At 38.1% G+C, this 14,046-nt stretch carries 13 protein-coding genes; 1 reads left to right on the top strand and 12 read right to left on the bottom strand.

All coding sequences use genetic code 11. The features are described 5' to 3' along the window. Positions 1-96 precede the first annotated feature (96 nt). The 9 genes from uvsE to DBX25_RS15475 all read right to left on the bottom strand — a co-directional run bounded on the left by uvsE (position 97) and on the right by DBX25_RS15475 (position 10,109). Complete coding sequence (gene uvsE / locus DBX25_RS15515; RefSeq protein WP_108671716.1) at positions 97-1,068, bottom strand: UV DNA damage repair endonuclease UvsE; 972 nt, start codon at positions 1,066-1,068, stop codon at positions 97-99. Positions 1,069-1,330: 262 nt separating this feature from the next. Next, positions 1,331-2,815, bottom strand: a complete 1,485-nt coding sequence (gene cshA, locus DBX25_RS15510) for a degradosome RNA helicase CshA (protein WP_240620346.1) — start codon at positions 2,813-2,815, stop codon at positions 1,331-1,333. A gap of 613 nt (positions 2,816-3,428) precedes the next feature. Continuing rightward, positions 3,429-4,115 carry an alpha/beta hydrolase gene (locus DBX25_RS15505; protein WP_108671714.1) on the bottom strand — a complete coding sequence of 229 codons (687 nt, stop codon included), beginning with the start codon at positions 4,113-4,115 and terminating at the stop codon, positions 3,429-3,431. A 52-nt stretch (positions 4,116-4,167) separates the two neighbouring features. Further along, positions 4,168-5,520 (bottom strand): globin-coupled sensor protein, encoded by a 1,353-nt coding sequence (locus tag DBX25_RS15500; protein ID WP_108671713.1) that lies wholly within the window; start codon positions 5,518-5,520, stop codon positions 4,168-4,170. Between the two features lie 189 nt (positions 5,521-5,709). Then, positions 5,710-7,077, bottom strand: a complete 1,368-nt coding sequence (locus DBX25_RS15495) for a UDP-N-acetylmuramoyl-tripeptide--D-alanyl-D-alanine ligase (protein WP_108671712.1) — start codon at positions 7,075-7,077, stop codon at positions 5,710-5,712. A gap of 95 nt (positions 7,078-7,172) precedes the next feature. Further along, positions 7,173-8,252, bottom strand: coding sequence for a D-alanine--D-alanine ligase (locus DBX25_RS15490; RefSeq protein ID WP_108671711.1), 1,080 nt, complete (start codon positions 8,250-8,252; stop codon positions 7,173-7,175). A gap of 337 nt (positions 8,253-8,589) precedes the next feature. Continuing rightward, positions 8,590-9,357, bottom strand: a complete 768-nt coding sequence (locus tag DBX25_RS15485) for a hypothetical protein (protein ID WP_108671710.1) — start codon at positions 9,355-9,357, stop codon at positions 8,590-8,592. A gap of 176 nt (positions 9,358-9,533) precedes the next feature. After that, positions 9,534-9,740, bottom strand: coding sequence for a copper chaperone CopZ (gene copZ / locus DBX25_RS15480; RefSeq protein WP_108671709.1), 207 nt, complete (start codon positions 9,738-9,740; stop codon positions 9,534-9,536). Between the two features lie 27 nt (positions 9,741-9,767). Next, on the bottom strand, positions 9,768-10,109 hold the full coding sequence (locus DBX25_RS15475; RefSeq protein ID WP_108671708.1) for a metal-sensitive transcriptional regulator: 342 nt from the start codon (positions 10,107-10,109) through the stop codon (positions 9,768-9,770). A 183-nt stretch (positions 10,110-10,292) separates the two neighbouring features. Between DBX25_RS15475 and DBX25_RS15470 the strand changes: the two genes are divergently transcribed. Continuing rightward, entirely contained in the window at positions 10,293-10,808 is a 516-nt protein-coding gene (locus tag DBX25_RS15470) for a GNAT family N-acetyltransferase (protein WP_108671707.1), read from the top strand. A 104-nt stretch (positions 10,809-10,912) separates the two neighbouring features. Here DBX25_RS15470 and DBX25_RS15465 read toward each other — a convergent pair whose 3' ends face one another. From DBX25_RS15465 to DBX25_RS15455, 3 genes are read right to left on the bottom strand one after another with little or no spacing between them, the layout of a single operon-like run. After that, the gene (locus DBX25_RS15465; RefSeq protein ID WP_108671706.1) at positions 10,913-11,443 is read right to left on the bottom strand and encodes a chromate transporter; all 531 of its coding nucleotides are present in this window, start codon (positions 11,441-11,443) and stop codon (positions 10,913-10,915) included. Continuing rightward, positions 11,440-12,015, bottom strand: a complete 576-nt coding sequence (locus tag DBX25_RS15460; protein WP_108671705.1) for a chromate transporter — start codon at positions 12,013-12,015, stop codon at positions 11,440-11,442. The genes DBX25_RS15465 and DBX25_RS15460 overlap by 4 nt, the downstream gene beginning before the upstream one ends. 24 nt (positions 12,016-12,039) lie before the next feature. Next, complete coding sequence (locus tag DBX25_RS15455) at positions 12,040-13,647, bottom strand: gamma-glutamyltransferase family protein (RefSeq protein ID WP_108671704.1); 1,608 nt, start codon at positions 13,645-13,647, stop codon at positions 12,040-12,042. Positions 13,648-14,046 lie beyond the last annotated feature (399 nt).

Genomic DNA, 14,046 nt, shown 5'->3' with positions numbered 1-14,046 from the left:
CCTCCTTTTTCCAATCACCCTATATATGTAAATAGTATCATACTACTTCATATTTATGGTGAAGTGAAAAAGATAACAAAATGGCTTTTTCATCAATTAATTTAAGGTAAAACTGCTGTCATTAATTTTTTTAATCCCTTTTTTCGCAATTAATTCCTCCATCAACCGAAATAATGCATCGTCCTTTTGTTTCGCCTCAATCATACAATCTATTTGTGGCACAGTCCCATTCACTTCCTCTACAAATCTCCAGAACATATCTACATCAACATAATCAGCATGTGCCAAGAAATCTTTTTCAGTTTTTGGACTGGAAATATGCATCTTGAGAGGAAGGTTAGATGATTTCCATGTATCTACTATGCGTTCCCACTGGGACTCCCATTGTTCCCCTTCTCCTTTGTTTGCTAAATGGTGATGATAATCAAAAACAAGAGGCACTCCTAACTTTTCGCAAAGATATAATGTTTCATTTAACGAAAAAGTAGTGTCATCGTTTTCCAGCATGATCATTTCTTGAATCTTAGTGGGTACCAATCCCCAATTTAAGATAAATTGTTCAAGAGCTTTTTCCTTGTCCTCGTAAGCACCCCCTACATGCATGACACAACGATGTTTTGTGTCAATCCCCATACCTTTCAATAAACTATAATGCATCCTTAAAGTTCGAAGAGATGTGTTCAGAATATCTTTATCTGTTCCATTAAGTAGGACAAAATGATCCGGATGGAAATCCACTCTCATTTCACTTTGATTTTGAAGGAATTCCTTGATAGCAAGCAATTCACTTTTTAACGGCTTTAAATAATCCCAATCCGGCAAATCTGGATGATTAGCAAGGGGTACTAGCCTTGAACTAAACCGAAAAAAAGTAATATCGTGAGCAAGATTATGTCTCAGCAAACGTAAGCAATTGTGTAAATTGGTCTTTGCAATTCTTTCTAGCTTATGGATTGCAGCTTCTTTATCTTTGATTTTAGAAAATTGACTATATGTCATAGTCTTGGAAGGAGAAGCATTTTGAACGTGGACACTCATTGCCACGTATCCTAATCGAAATATTGTCACTTCAGACACCTCAAACTATTTTTTCATAGTATAGACAAAGGAAGATAAGAAGATGTGGCATAAAGAAATTGCCCATTACGACCATATACGCTCTAATCTTTATTCATCCTAAAACCAGTACCCATTGTTACCCCTCTTGATGCTAATATATGAGAGCTTGGTAAGTGTCATTAGACCAAGGTCGACTTACTTTCACTAACCAACTACCCATTCATAAAAGTACAAAAAACCCGACTTCCAAGGAAGTCGGGTTACTTTATTCTTATTGATTGTTTGATTTTTCTTTACGTGAACGACCATATCCATTTGATTTACGATCACGGTCACCGCTGCCTGTGCGTTTCTTGCCACCAAAGTCTCTACGGCCTCTATCACCAGAACCTCGGTTATTTCCTCTGTTAGAGAATGGCTTTCTTTCGCGTTTTGAACGAATCGGAGCTTCTTCAGTTAATTTGATAGGAGTTGCATCCGGCTCTTTGGTCATGATTTTCAATACACTTGCTACAAGTTCTTCTGCGCTATATCTAGAAAGAAGATCTTTAGCGTTTGGCAAGTATACAGATAGATCTTCACTTTCAATCGTTTGGATAATTTTATCCGTTACAGCTTTTTGTTGTCCTTCTAAAGCTTCTGACAAAGTAGGAGTTTTTAAAAGCTCCATACGTTTATTCGTTGTTCTCTCAATAACATATAGTTGAGATCTTTCTCTATACGTAACAAACGAGATTGCAACTCCAGTTTTACCTGCACGGCCTGTTCTACCAATACGGTGAACGTAGCTCTCTGCATCTTGTGGGATATCGAAGTTGTATACGTGTGTAACACCTGAAATATCAAGACCACGAGCAGCCACGTCAGTCGCTACAAGAACATCGATACTGCCTTCTTTGAACTTTTTCAAAACAGAAAGACGTTTTGCTTGGCTAAGATCACCATGAATTCCTTCTGCTGTATATCCACGTAATGTCAATGCAGAAGATAGTTCATCTACACGTCTTTTCGTACGACCGAAAATAATTGCCAATTCTGGCGTTTGAATGTCAAGTAGGCGAGTAAGTGCATCGAACTTCTCTCCTTCTTTTACTTCAAGATAATACTGTTGGATTCGATCTACAGTCATTTCTTTTGCTTTTACTTTTACAAGATGAGGATCATTCATGAATTTCTCAGCGATTTTTCTGATTGGATCAGGCATTGTCGCAGAGAATAGCAATGTTTGATGATCTTCCGGAACCTCTGAAAGAATGGATTCAATATCCTCAATGAAGCCCATATTCAGCATTTCATCCGCTTCGTCCAATACAACTGTCTGAACATCGCCAAGACGAAGAGTTTTACGTTTAATATGGTCTAATAAACGACCTGGAGTACCAACGATAATGTGAGGCTTCTTCTTAAGCGCTCTAATCTGACGGTCGATATCTTGACCACCATATACCGCAAGAACACTCACTTTTTTACCATAACCTAATTTATATAATTCTTCTGAAACTTGAATAGCAAGCTCACGAGTAGGGGCAATAACAATCCCTTGAACATGTTCTGCTTTAATGTCAATTTTCTCTAATAACGGAATCCCAAAAGCAGCTGTTTTTCCAGTTCCTGTTTGTGCTTGTCCAATTAAATCTTTACCTTGTAAAGCTACTGGAATAGTTTGAGCTTGAATCGGTGTAGCCTCTTCAAAACCCATTCTTTCTATTGATTTTAATGTGGACTTCTGTAATCCTAATTCGCTAAATAATGTCAAAATTCCTAACTCCTTTTTTCTTTGAATTGTGTATATCTTTAGAAAAAGTTTTCTCATTATCACCAATTTGAAATGATATAACCGAAGGGAGTATATGGAGGTTTTCAGCTGTCTAGCCAATGAATTTACTTTAGCACAGAAGCCAATGAACCTACTATATAGCTTATCCTACAGGAGAGAAGGTTAAGTAAGGACAATTTTTCCTGTCTTTGACTTAAGTCCAATCTTTTTCATACACAAAACAGGCCAACATGACACGGAGTATGGGACCATAATAGAAGGTCCATTTCCTTCTATATCTTAATTACGATAACATGTATCGAGTAAACTTATATCTCTATGGTCGCATCTTTTTCAATTACAAAGAACACCGTTGCCAGCTGAAAATTCGCATGGCCTATTTTATAAAGTAAAAAATTTCATCCTCATATCGTAAGGATCGAAAAGAAATCTCTTTCAAAAGATAAATGAAAACAACTTTAAAATAACAAGAAGGACAATAAAAATATTGTCCTGAAAGTCGAAGGTTGCACATGACGTTCATGCAAACCTAAAGTTGCATTAAAGCTAATATTAACACGTGGATGTTCTTTATGCAAGATAGTTAAGGAGGTTAACTGCTTAAAAAGGAATGTATTTTCTTAAAAAGCTTTTCATTTTCATCACAATGGCAAATTAAATGTTTGGCATTTTTCACATGAATCATTTTCTTATCTTGGGATGACAAGTGTTGATAGATAAAATCCGCACTTTTGGGAGGTACAATACCATCTAATCCGCCTTGCGCAATAAGAGTCGGTGTGGATATAGTTTCCAATAAGGGAATTACTTTAGCAACTAATGTTCTGAACTGGATGGTCGCACTTAAAGGTGTTTTTTGGATTTTGTTCTTATACCTTAAGAAAAGTTCATTTTGTTGATGCTGCCCTTTCGCAGCTTCTTTTACCAAATCCACAATATCCAAAATCAATTGTCTAAAATGAATGTATTTGGCAGCAGCACTAAGCAATACAAGCTTATCTACCGGGTATTTTGAAGCTAGGTGGCATGCAATCATTCCTCCCATGGAAAATCCAATCACATATACCTTTTCACAATCCCTTACCAACTCTTGCAGAGCATTTTCTGCACACTGCATCCATTCTATATAAGAGATTCCCTGTAATGAACCTTCTTCTTCATGTCCCGGTAAAGTTGGCACCACGATCTTCCAATTTGTGTTTCCCCTAAGGTACTCGGCCAAAGGTTCCACCTCATAAGGAGACCCAGTAAACCCATGAATGCATAAACAGCCGATCATAGTATCACCGTTTCTGTTTAGTTTTTAACTTAATACCCCGCCTGACTATAAATTATGCTTTAATTTTATCCGTCAATTCCATATTCAGATGACTAAGGCTTTCAGCCATCTTTGCAATTTCATAGGAAGCATAGGTAATATCCTCGAAAGTTTTATTAAAATTACTTACTGCAATGGCAAATTGACTTATTCTAGAGTCATTTACTTTCACACTTTCAACAGATTGGTCTAAAATTTCTATAATGTGACTGTTCATTTCCCTAAAATCGCTAGTTTCACTTACAAGAATCCGGAAACTTTTATCAAATTTATCTATGGTCGCTTGAACAGTGGCTATTTGTTGTTGAATATCATCAAGCGCACTTTCCGTTTGACGAGCTAGCTTTCTGACTTCTTGCGCAACAATGGAGAACCCACGTCCATGTTCACCAGCTCTAGCCGCTTCAATCGCCGCATTCAATGAAAGGATATTGGTTTGATTAGAAATCCCTCGAATCGACTTCACCACATGGCCAATTTGTGCAGAACACTCCGTCAACTCCAAAGTCATGTTTTTAGTGGTATGAATGAGGTCTACAATACCATCCACTTTTGTAAGGGAAGACACCACATTTTCTTTTCCAGCTTCTACTTGCTTAATCATGTTTTGGGAAATCTCTTGAATAGAATCGATTTCCTCTATCATCTGCTTAATTGATTCCTCTTTATTTTCAATACAGGATGTTGTTTCCTCTGCACTTGCTGCCAATCTGGCAGAAGAATCGTTAAGGTTATTCTGTATCGATTCAATTTCACCTAGCTTTAACATGGAAGCCGTATAGGATTCTATATATGTCTCGATAGCGATTTGCATGTCAAAGGAGCACAGCCTTTGGAAAGATAAATAGAGCTGGGCGATTTCCTCCTTCCTGTCAATGGAAGAAGTCAATACTTGAAGGACTTCATTTTGAAGAAGGGTATAGGCTCCAATATACCATTCAGGGAATAGACCAATCCTATTGTGCACCTTACCTATCATTTTTCTTCCAATAATATATTGTTCTCCAATTTCACCAGAAACCATATCTAAAACATAGCGAGTCAATGTTTGCTTTAATCTTTCAACTGTGGAATGTTCTTGGATGATAGTCGTTAAATGAGGGATTTCTAATAATCTTGAATAAAAGGAATTCACGATTTGTTCTGCATGGGCTTCAATAATAGGACGCATCTTAAGTTGATTTATCAAATCCTCTTTAGATAAACCAACAAACTTAAACTGCTGCGCCTCCTTACTTTTCATTAATTCATGATAGTGTTTGTGGATGTTTGAATCGATTCCGGGATGATGAGCAACCATATTTGGTTGAGTTGAATGATCCCTGTGACTATCACTTTTGTTTAAGAATAGTGATTTAATGGACATACTTTACCTCCAGATCAACACTTGGACTGTTATTTTCCACAAGTATATCTCGAAGGCAAAACAAAACCACAATTGAGTTTTTACAATTTTATGAATAAATAGGCATAAATACCTATTTAATACTATATGTACAATGGAAATAAAAAGCGGATAAATCTAATAGAATGTGATTTATCCGCTTACCTTTTCTTATTTTTTTCCGATTAATGCATGAACAACTTCCTCAAGCTCCATCCCTCTTGAGGCCTTCACTAATACTAGAACGTCTTTATTCACATGGTGTTGAAGTTCATGAATTAAAGCCTTCTTGTCATCGAAAGATAAAATGCTCTGTTTTGGCAGGACTTTTTCTGCTCCTTCGGCAATAAATTTTCCTAGTCGGCCAAATGTAAACAATAAGTCTACAGAATCTGGGACTTGCTTTCCTAAGTCATAATGGAAGGTTTCTTCATCCGGACCAAGTTCTAACATGTCTCCTAGCACGAGGATTTTCTTTTCAAAGCCGTTAATTTCCCCTACAAGGTTCATGGCTGCTTTCATGGAGGAAGGGCTTGCATTGTATGCATCGTTAATGACTTTCTCCCCATTTGTTCCGCTCAGCATTTCCATGCGCATATTTGTCAACTTGACAGATTGCAGTCCTACTTTGATGTGTTCTTCTGATACGCCTAATTCTTTTGCTACCAATATCGCTGCCAGAGCATTTAATACATTATGTGCACCTAGAACTGGCAGGATGAAATCAGTGGCATATAAATTGGTTTTAAATAAAGTGTCTTCCTCTCTTGTTTGAATTGATAAAGGATACATATTATTTTCATCCTTTAAACCAAAGGAGAGTGTTTTAAATCCTGGTGTAGATAGTCTTTCATGTAGGAGTACCTCATCACCGTGATAAACAAGCGTGCCACCTTGCTTCAAACCTTTAACAATCTCCAACTTTGCTTCTGCAATGCCCTCACGTGAGCCTAAATCCAATAGGTGGGATTCCCCGATATTAGTAATTATTGCAAGATCAGGTTGGGCCAGGGTAGATAATAGCTCAATTTCTCCTCTTCCACTCATACCCATTTCAAGCACAACGACTTCAACATCTGTCGGCATGGATAGAATGGTCAATGGCATCCCTATATGATTATTAAAGTTCCCATTCGTTTTGTGTACACGGTATTGTGTAGAAAGTAAGGCAGCCGTAATGTCTTTCGTTGTCGTTTTACCATTGCTGCCTGTAATACCCACAACCTTCGGCTTAACTTCTTGCAGATATTGCTTTGATAATTGCTGCAAAGCTAGTAAGGTATCATCGACTAATAGAATAGGTAAATGCTGGGGAGGATTCGGAACATCCTTATGCCATAGAGCAGCTGCCGCTCCCGAGTCTATCGCCTTTTCTACATATTGATGTCCATCTACATTTCCTCCAGGGAATGGCACAAATAAATTTCCTGTTTCAACCTTACGGGAATCAATTGTGACACCATGGATTTCAACATCCAGGTGTTTTTCCAGTTTTACTCCGAGCATTTTTGCAACATCTTCTAGACGTCGTTTAATCATTGAGCTCATCACTCCATTCCGTGATATATGTAATAACCTTTTTGCAAAACGAGCAGAAGCATCGTCATCATATGACTACAGCTTCTGCCCTTTTTTTAAAACGTATATTTTATTTTTTGTTTTTCGTCATATCTTTCCTTAGCTAACATGACAAGCTTTTCAATTAATTCCGGATACTCTACTCCTGTATGCTTCCATAATAACGGGAACATACTGAATGGCGTAAATCCAGGCATTGTATTCACTTCATTCATATATAGTTTTCCATCTTGAGTTAAGAAGAAATCCGCTCTAACTAATCCAGAGCAATCAAGTGCTTTAAATGCTCGGATAGCAAGTTCTTGCAACTCTTCATAAACTCCTTCAGGTAACTCTGCGGGGATGATCAGCCCAGTATCTCCATCTTCGTACTTTGCTTTGTAATCGTAAAATGCTTTCTTCGGAACAATTTCTCCTACAACTGAGCATTCTGGATGATCGTTACCAAGTACACCAATTTCGATTTCCCTAGCGATCACACCTTCTTCAATAATGATTTTCCGATCAAATTGGAAAGCTTCTGCAAATGCAGCTTTCAGTTCTTCTTTGTTTGTACATTTGCTAATTCCTACGCTTGAACCAAGGTTAGCCGGTTTGACAAAACAAGGATAGCCAAGCTGCTCTTCTACCTTTTCATAAGCCGCTTCTTCATTGGTTTCCCATTCAGAACGGATAAACCAAACATAGTTTACCTGTGGCAACCCTGCTTGAGCGAAGATATTCTTCATGATGACTTTATCCATCCCGGCTGAAGAAGCCAATACTCCGTTTCCTACGTAAGGCAAATTCAAGATTTCAAGCATCCCTTGGACAGTACCGTCCTCACCATTTGGCCCGTGTAATAACGGGAATATAACATCAAAGCCACCTGGCTCATCTTTTTGTTGTACAGGCAATAATTGAGTTTGAACTGCTGATAATCCTGTCACATTGGAAGTGTAAGTCAACTCTTCAACTGTGCTTGCTGGTCCTGTAAGCTGTGGCCCTGTTATCCATTGACCCTCAGTGTTAATATAAATTGGATGAATTTCAAATTTCTCAAAATTCAATGCTTTATTCACTGCCAGAGCAGTTTGTAATGAAACCTTATGTTCTGCGGATTTACCACCGTATAGTAGGCCAATTCTAGTTTTCATTGTATACCCTCCAATAATCAGTACCCCTATATTGTATCACTTTACAAATAAAACGTTAATCTGTACAAATACTCTATTTTTACTTCTTAGTAATCCAGTTCATCATTCACTTATTAACATCGGTATGGGATGACATACCTATACATTCCCCTTCTTTACTATATGAAACCATATGCTAGACCTAACACCCGTCGAAACCAATTTTCGAAGGCTTACAGAGACTTAGCTTGCAATGCTTTAGTTTGGGCTAACACTTAAAGTAACGTATAGATAAAAAAGCATGCATGTAAGATGTAAACGAAGAAAGAGCCTTGCAGCATATCGCAAGACTCTTTCACTATTTAAGGACAATAGACCATTCTTTAGTCTTCCGCTGATAGATAATTTTCGCATCTGGGAGCTGGGATTTATTTTCTTCAAACCGGTCCATCATATCATCCATATTAAAGAAGTCACCTAACACCCATATTGGAATTTCCAAACGATTTCTTGTTTGTTGGATATGTTTGAAAGAGATTGCCATACCTTCTGTCATTAAATGAGAAAGCCTCATTAAAGTTTCAACGGGCATATCCGGGTATTCATTTCTTTTCTTAATTCCTAACCATGTTCTTTCTATTTTCAAACTATCCATTTTAAAGGGTATTAATTTTCCAAGCATGTAAAAATAATGATCTAATGACCTGTAATATATCTTATTAAACCAACCATCGTCGTGGGCCAGATACACATATTGATTATTTAATTTCCTGAAAAAAGGCGGCACAAGATGCGATTTACAATGACCTAAATAAAGAAGGTCTGCAATTTCCCTTCCTTCAAGCTCGTCCAATCCAATTTCATCCTCGAAGTCAATCCAACAAAAATCTCCATAGGTATGAACATCTTCTTTTAGCAACTGTGGCAAATTTTCTTGTGTTACAAATTCCAATAATGTATTCATATTAAAATCGCCATCTTCAAATTTATGCTTTAATAAAAGCAGATTCGTTAAGGGCTCTGGAACCGATAGGGCAAATTCATAGAACTCAAAACCACTAGATAATACAAATCTGTCTGAAGCGTGTAAATGTAAATAGAGTATATCTCGTTGATGGTTTCTCATGTATTGCCATACCCCCAAGCCCTATCCTTTAAAAGTTACCCTTATTGTACCAAAAAAACATAATGAAAATTATAAATCAAAATAATTTATTTTTGTTACAAACAATAAAAAACTCAGTCCGACCTAGTAACTGTTTACTAGATTGGACTGAGTCGATATAAGGTTAATAAGAACGATTACTGAACATCGTATCCTTGATCATCAATTGTCTCTTTAATCGTTTCTAATGTTACGACAGAAGAATCATATTCTACATTTACCTTCGCTTCACTTAAACTTACCTCAACTGTCTTCACACCATCGATTTTACCTACACTGCCTTCGATTGCTTTTACGCAATGTCCACAAGACATGCCTTGAACAGATAATAGAGCTTTTTCCATTTCCTTTTCCCTCCAAACTAATCAATATTATTTTTTTATTAAGCGGTCAATCGTCACTAATAACTCGTCTAACACTTCCATATCGCCTTCTTGAATTCGCTCAGCAATGCAGCTTTTCATATGACCCTCAAGCAACAATTTTGCTACACTATTCAAGGCAGATTGGGTGGCAGAGATTTGAGTGATGATATCATCGCAATAAACATCCTTTTCGACCATCCCTTTAATTCCACGGATTTGCCCTTCCACTCGATTCAGTCGTGTGATTAAATTTTTTTTCACCTTTTCAGAATGGTGGCTTTTCCGTTCATTTGACGAACAGCAGCTTTCTTCATCTTGATTAAATGTCTCTAGGTTACCTTCATTCATGTTATAACCTCCTTACACTTAGTATATTACCATACCCCCCTACTGTATACAACTTATTAATAAATATTTTTTTCTAAATTTACCAACAACACTTGAAAACTCCTAGCTGATGAAAAGATTTTTATTTTCGTAATTTCCAATTGTTGCTACAATATAAAGAAAATTGTGAATACGAGGTATTTTATGTTAATACGGATAGCAAGCTTAGATGATATTAAAGGCATCGCCAAAGTACATGTAGATTCCTGGAAAACGACTTACAAGGAATTGATCCCCGATTTTGCCCTTGAAAACCTAACATACGAAGCTAGAGAAGAACTGTGGAAATCGGTTTTAAGCCAAGAAAACAGTAAGGTAAAGACTTTTGTCGCCGAGCTAGATGGAGAAGTTATTGGGTTTTCAAGCGGTGGACCAGAAAGAACCAAACGATATGGCTACTCAGGTGAAATCTATACTCTTTATCTCCTTCAAGAACATCAGAAAAAAGGGATTGGCAAAAACTTAATGCGAACCCTTGTGTCTTCCCTACAAGAAGATGGTCTAAACTCTATTATGGTTTGGGTAATTGAAGAAAATCCATCTCGTGCCTTTTATGACAGCTTCAGCCCTGAGAAGGTCGACGTGGAATTGATTGAAGAATGGAATGCAAACGAGATCGCATTAGGATGGAAAGACGCAGGAACGATATTACAAAAATAATCGTAAGAAAGGGAATTTCCATCTGAATCTAATATGATCCCAAAAAGGTAGACATTCCATTAATACGAGAAATGAAAAGAGCGCCGGTTTTCCGGACGCTCTTCTTACCCTAGAACTATACCACCATAAATAACCGAACCTATGATGACAAAAACAGGATTGACTTTCACGAATTCCATTAATACGTAACTAATGACCCCAATCAATACCGTATGAAACAAGGAAATACTAAAATACGCTTCAGAAAAGAAATGAAATGCCATCGTCCCTAATAAAATTGCGATTGTAGGTCGAATTGAAAGACTTAGACGCTTCACCCTCGGAGAGTCTTTATACTTCATAATCAAAGCTAATAATCCAATCATGAGCAATAAGGATGGAGCAATGGTAGCAAAGAGTCCAACAGATGCACCGAGAATCCCACCTTGTTGATAACCGATATAGCCCGCCATCTTCGTTGCGATGGGTCCGGGAAGCGCATTTCCGACAGCTAACATTTCACTGAATTCTCGTACCGTCATCCATCCATATACGTCGACAACCTGTTCCTTCACAAGAGGAATACTCGCAGGACCACCACCATACCCCAATATCCCAGGAATGAAAAATGCTAAGAAAATATCCCAATAAATCATATACGTTCCTCCCCATCACTTGCTGCAACCGTTACTTTATTTCTTACTGGAAGAAGCAGCGCAATCAGTAACACAGCAAGAACAAAGACCGGAACTGGTATATGAAGTACTTCAATACAAATCAGACTTATACTCATCAGTAGAATCGCTTTTATCCACCCTAAAGTAGAAGCAGACTTATCAACAAACTCCCAAGTCATTGCAACAAGCATCGCCCCCACTACAGGAATAATGGCTTGTGTCATTCCCGTTACCCAAGATTTCTCTTTATAAGTGGAAATTAAGCTTAAGAAAAATATCATGATTAAAACTGTTGGAATAACAGACGCCAATAAAGCAAGGAGCATTCCTGACCATCCATTAACTCGGTACCCAATATACCCTGCTAGCTTTGTGGCAATAGGTCCAGGCAAAGTGTTGGCTAAGGCAAGAATGTCCGAGAATTCTTCCTCTTGCAACCATTCATAACGTTCTACGACTTCCTTTTTCACAAGAGGTATGGAGGAGGGTCCTCCTCCATACCCAAGCATCCCTACACGAAAAAAGGCTAAAAATAAGTCCTTCCCTTTCATTGATGCACCTTCTTTCTTTACCAATCACCAACAAGCAATGCTACCATCTGTACGACTTTCCGTTCCTCCTACAAGGACACCACTCTCTGGATCTCTCCATATAATCTGTCCACGACCAAAGCTACCTGTGTCCGTCTCCATTTTGATGTTGTGCCCCAACCTCGTAAGTGCCTGCGCTATATGGAGAGGAAAGTGTGGTTCAACACTTACCGTTTTCCCTTCAAGCCACTGCCATCTTGGTGCGTCTAAAGCTGCCTGCGGATGAAGGTTAAAGTCCACAGTATTCATGACCACCTGCATATGTCCTTGTGGTTGCATATAACCTCCCATTACACCAAATGGACCAACTGCTTTATTGTCCTTCGTCAAGAAACCAGGGATGATTGTATGGAATGTCTTTTTTCCTCCTTGCAGTGCATTCGGGTGGCTGGAATCCAATGAAAAATCATGTCCTCTATTCTGTAAAGCAATCCCTGTACCTGGTACGACCACCCCTGAACCGAATCCCATATAGTTACTTTGGATGAAAGAAACCATATTGCCTTCATCATCTGCTGTCGCAAGATAAACCGTTCCCGATGTAACCGGTTTATAAGGTATAGGCTGAATCGCTTTTTCTCCAATCAACGCTCTCCTGTGGTTGCCATATTCCTCTGAAAGCAACTCCTGTACCTTCATTTCCATATGTACAGAATCCGTTACATAAGCCTTGCCATCCGTAAACGCAAGCTTCATCGATTCAATTTGCTTATGATATGCATCAATCGAATCTTTATCTGTGAAATGGAAGCCTTTAGCGATATTTAAAGCCATAAGAGCGACGATTCCCTGTCCATTAGGTGGGATTTCCCATACATCATAGCCCCGATAATTCACGGAAATTGGATCTACCCATTCTGCTTTATAATTTGCCAAATCATCGTACTTTAAGAAGCCACCATGTTTAGATGAAAACTCATCCATCTTCCATGCCAGTTCTCCTCTGTAAAAGCTCTCGCCATTTGTCTCTGCAATCGCTTCTAATGTGGTCGCATGATCTGGGGAATTCCACATCTCTCCAACTTTTGGTGCTCTTCCTTTAGGAGCGAAAGTCTCAAACCACCCCTGAAACTCATCACCTTTGAAAATTTCTTTATATTTTCTGTAAGCAAACTCCCAGTACTTCCCTAAAATCGGACTAAGCGGATAACCTTCTCTAGCATATCGAATAGCTGGTGCCAATACCTCTGTCAATGGAAGCCTACCAAACCTTTTGGAAAGTTCCACCCAAGCTGACGGTGCTCCTGGTACAGTTACAGGAACTAGTCCATGAACGGGCATTTTTTCATGACCTTGCTTTTTAAGAATATCAATGGAAATGTCTTTCGGTGCAGGACCACTCCCATTGAGACCATATAGCTTCTGATTGACCCATACCAATGCGAAGGCATCTCCACCAATGCCATTAGAAGTGGGTTCCACTACAGTAAGAGTTGCTGCTGTAGCAATAGCCGCGTCGATTGCATTCCCGCCTTTCTTTAAAATATCAAGACCCGCTTGTGCAGCCAGTGGTTGAGAAGTAGCAACCATTCCTTTTCTGGCAAATACACTGTTTTTTGGTAATGCATATGGATGATGTAAATAATCTGTCATTTCTTTCAGCTCCCTTTTTATATGTAAACTTAACTCTAATCTTAAGCATGAAAAATCTTTCACTTTACGAAATAAATTTCGTTTACCGAAATTATACTCTGTTTTCCAACAAAGACCAAGTTAATTAAAGGAATATTCTGATAAAAATTCATATAGAGGTTCCAATGTCTAGTGCTCTATTCTTTATCCGCAGATTAATATATATGTCTCTTTCCAATGTTAAACCTTCTCAAGAGAATTCTTCCTTCCCCAATGGCCAACTTATTCTATAACCTAATTTTGATTAGATAAACTCTTATACTAGTAAAATATTTTGTTTTTAAAAATGCCGTTTAAGCCATTTATGCTCGGGTATTACAACAGTATAAATCATATCTACTTAAAAAAAGGAGTGACCTA

The organism is Peribacillus acanthi (genome assembly GCF_003073175.1).
Taxonomy (GTDB): Bacteria; Bacillota; Bacilli; order Bacillales; family DSM-1321; genus Bacillus_BN; species Bacillus_BN acanthi.
The sequence above is the reverse complement of the archived record's forward strand: the minus strand, read 5'-3'. Positions and strand labels throughout refer to the sequence as shown.

Coding starts and splice junctions, on each gene's coding strand:
- DBX25_RS15475 (WP_108671708.1), bottom strand. CDS start 10,109: ATGAATGAAGGTAACCTAGAGACATTTAATCAAGATGAAGAAAGCTGC.
- DBX25_RS15470 (WP_108671707.1), top strand. CDS start 10,293: ATGTTAATACGGATAGCAAGCTTAGATGATATTAAAGGCATCGCCAAA.
- DBX25_RS15460 (WP_108671705.1), bottom strand. CDS start 12,015: ATGAAAGGGAAGGACTTATTTTTAGCCTTTTTTCGTGTAGGGATGCTT.
- DBX25_RS15505 (WP_108671714.1), bottom strand. CDS start 4,115: ATGATCGGCTGTTTATGCATTCATGGGTTTACTGGGTCTCCTTATGAG.
- DBX25_RS15465 (WP_108671706.1), bottom strand. CDS start 11,443: ATGATTTATTGGGATATTTTCTTAGCATTTTTCATTCCTGGGATATTG.
- DBX25_RS15495 (WP_108671712.1), bottom strand. CDS start 7,077: ATGATTAAACGACGTCTAGAAGATGTTGCAAAAATGCTCGGAGTAAAA.
- copZ (WP_108671709.1), bottom strand. CDS start 9,740: ATGGAAAAAGCTCTATTATCTGTTCAAGGCATGTCTTGTGGACATTGC.
- DBX25_RS15490 (WP_108671711.1), bottom strand. CDS start 8,252: ATGAAAACTAGAATTGGCCTACTATACGGTGGTAAATCCGCAGAACAT.
- DBX25_RS15485 (WP_108671710.1), bottom strand. CDS start 9,357: ATGAGAAACCATCAACGAGATATACTCTATTTACATTTACACGCTTCA.
- DBX25_RS15500 (WP_108671713.1), bottom strand. CDS start 5,520: ATGTCCATTAAATCACTATTCTTAAACAAAAGTGATAGTCACAGGGAT.
- DBX25_RS15455 (WP_108671704.1), bottom strand. CDS start 13,647: ATGACAGATTATTTACATCATCCATATGCATTACCAAAAAACAGTGTA.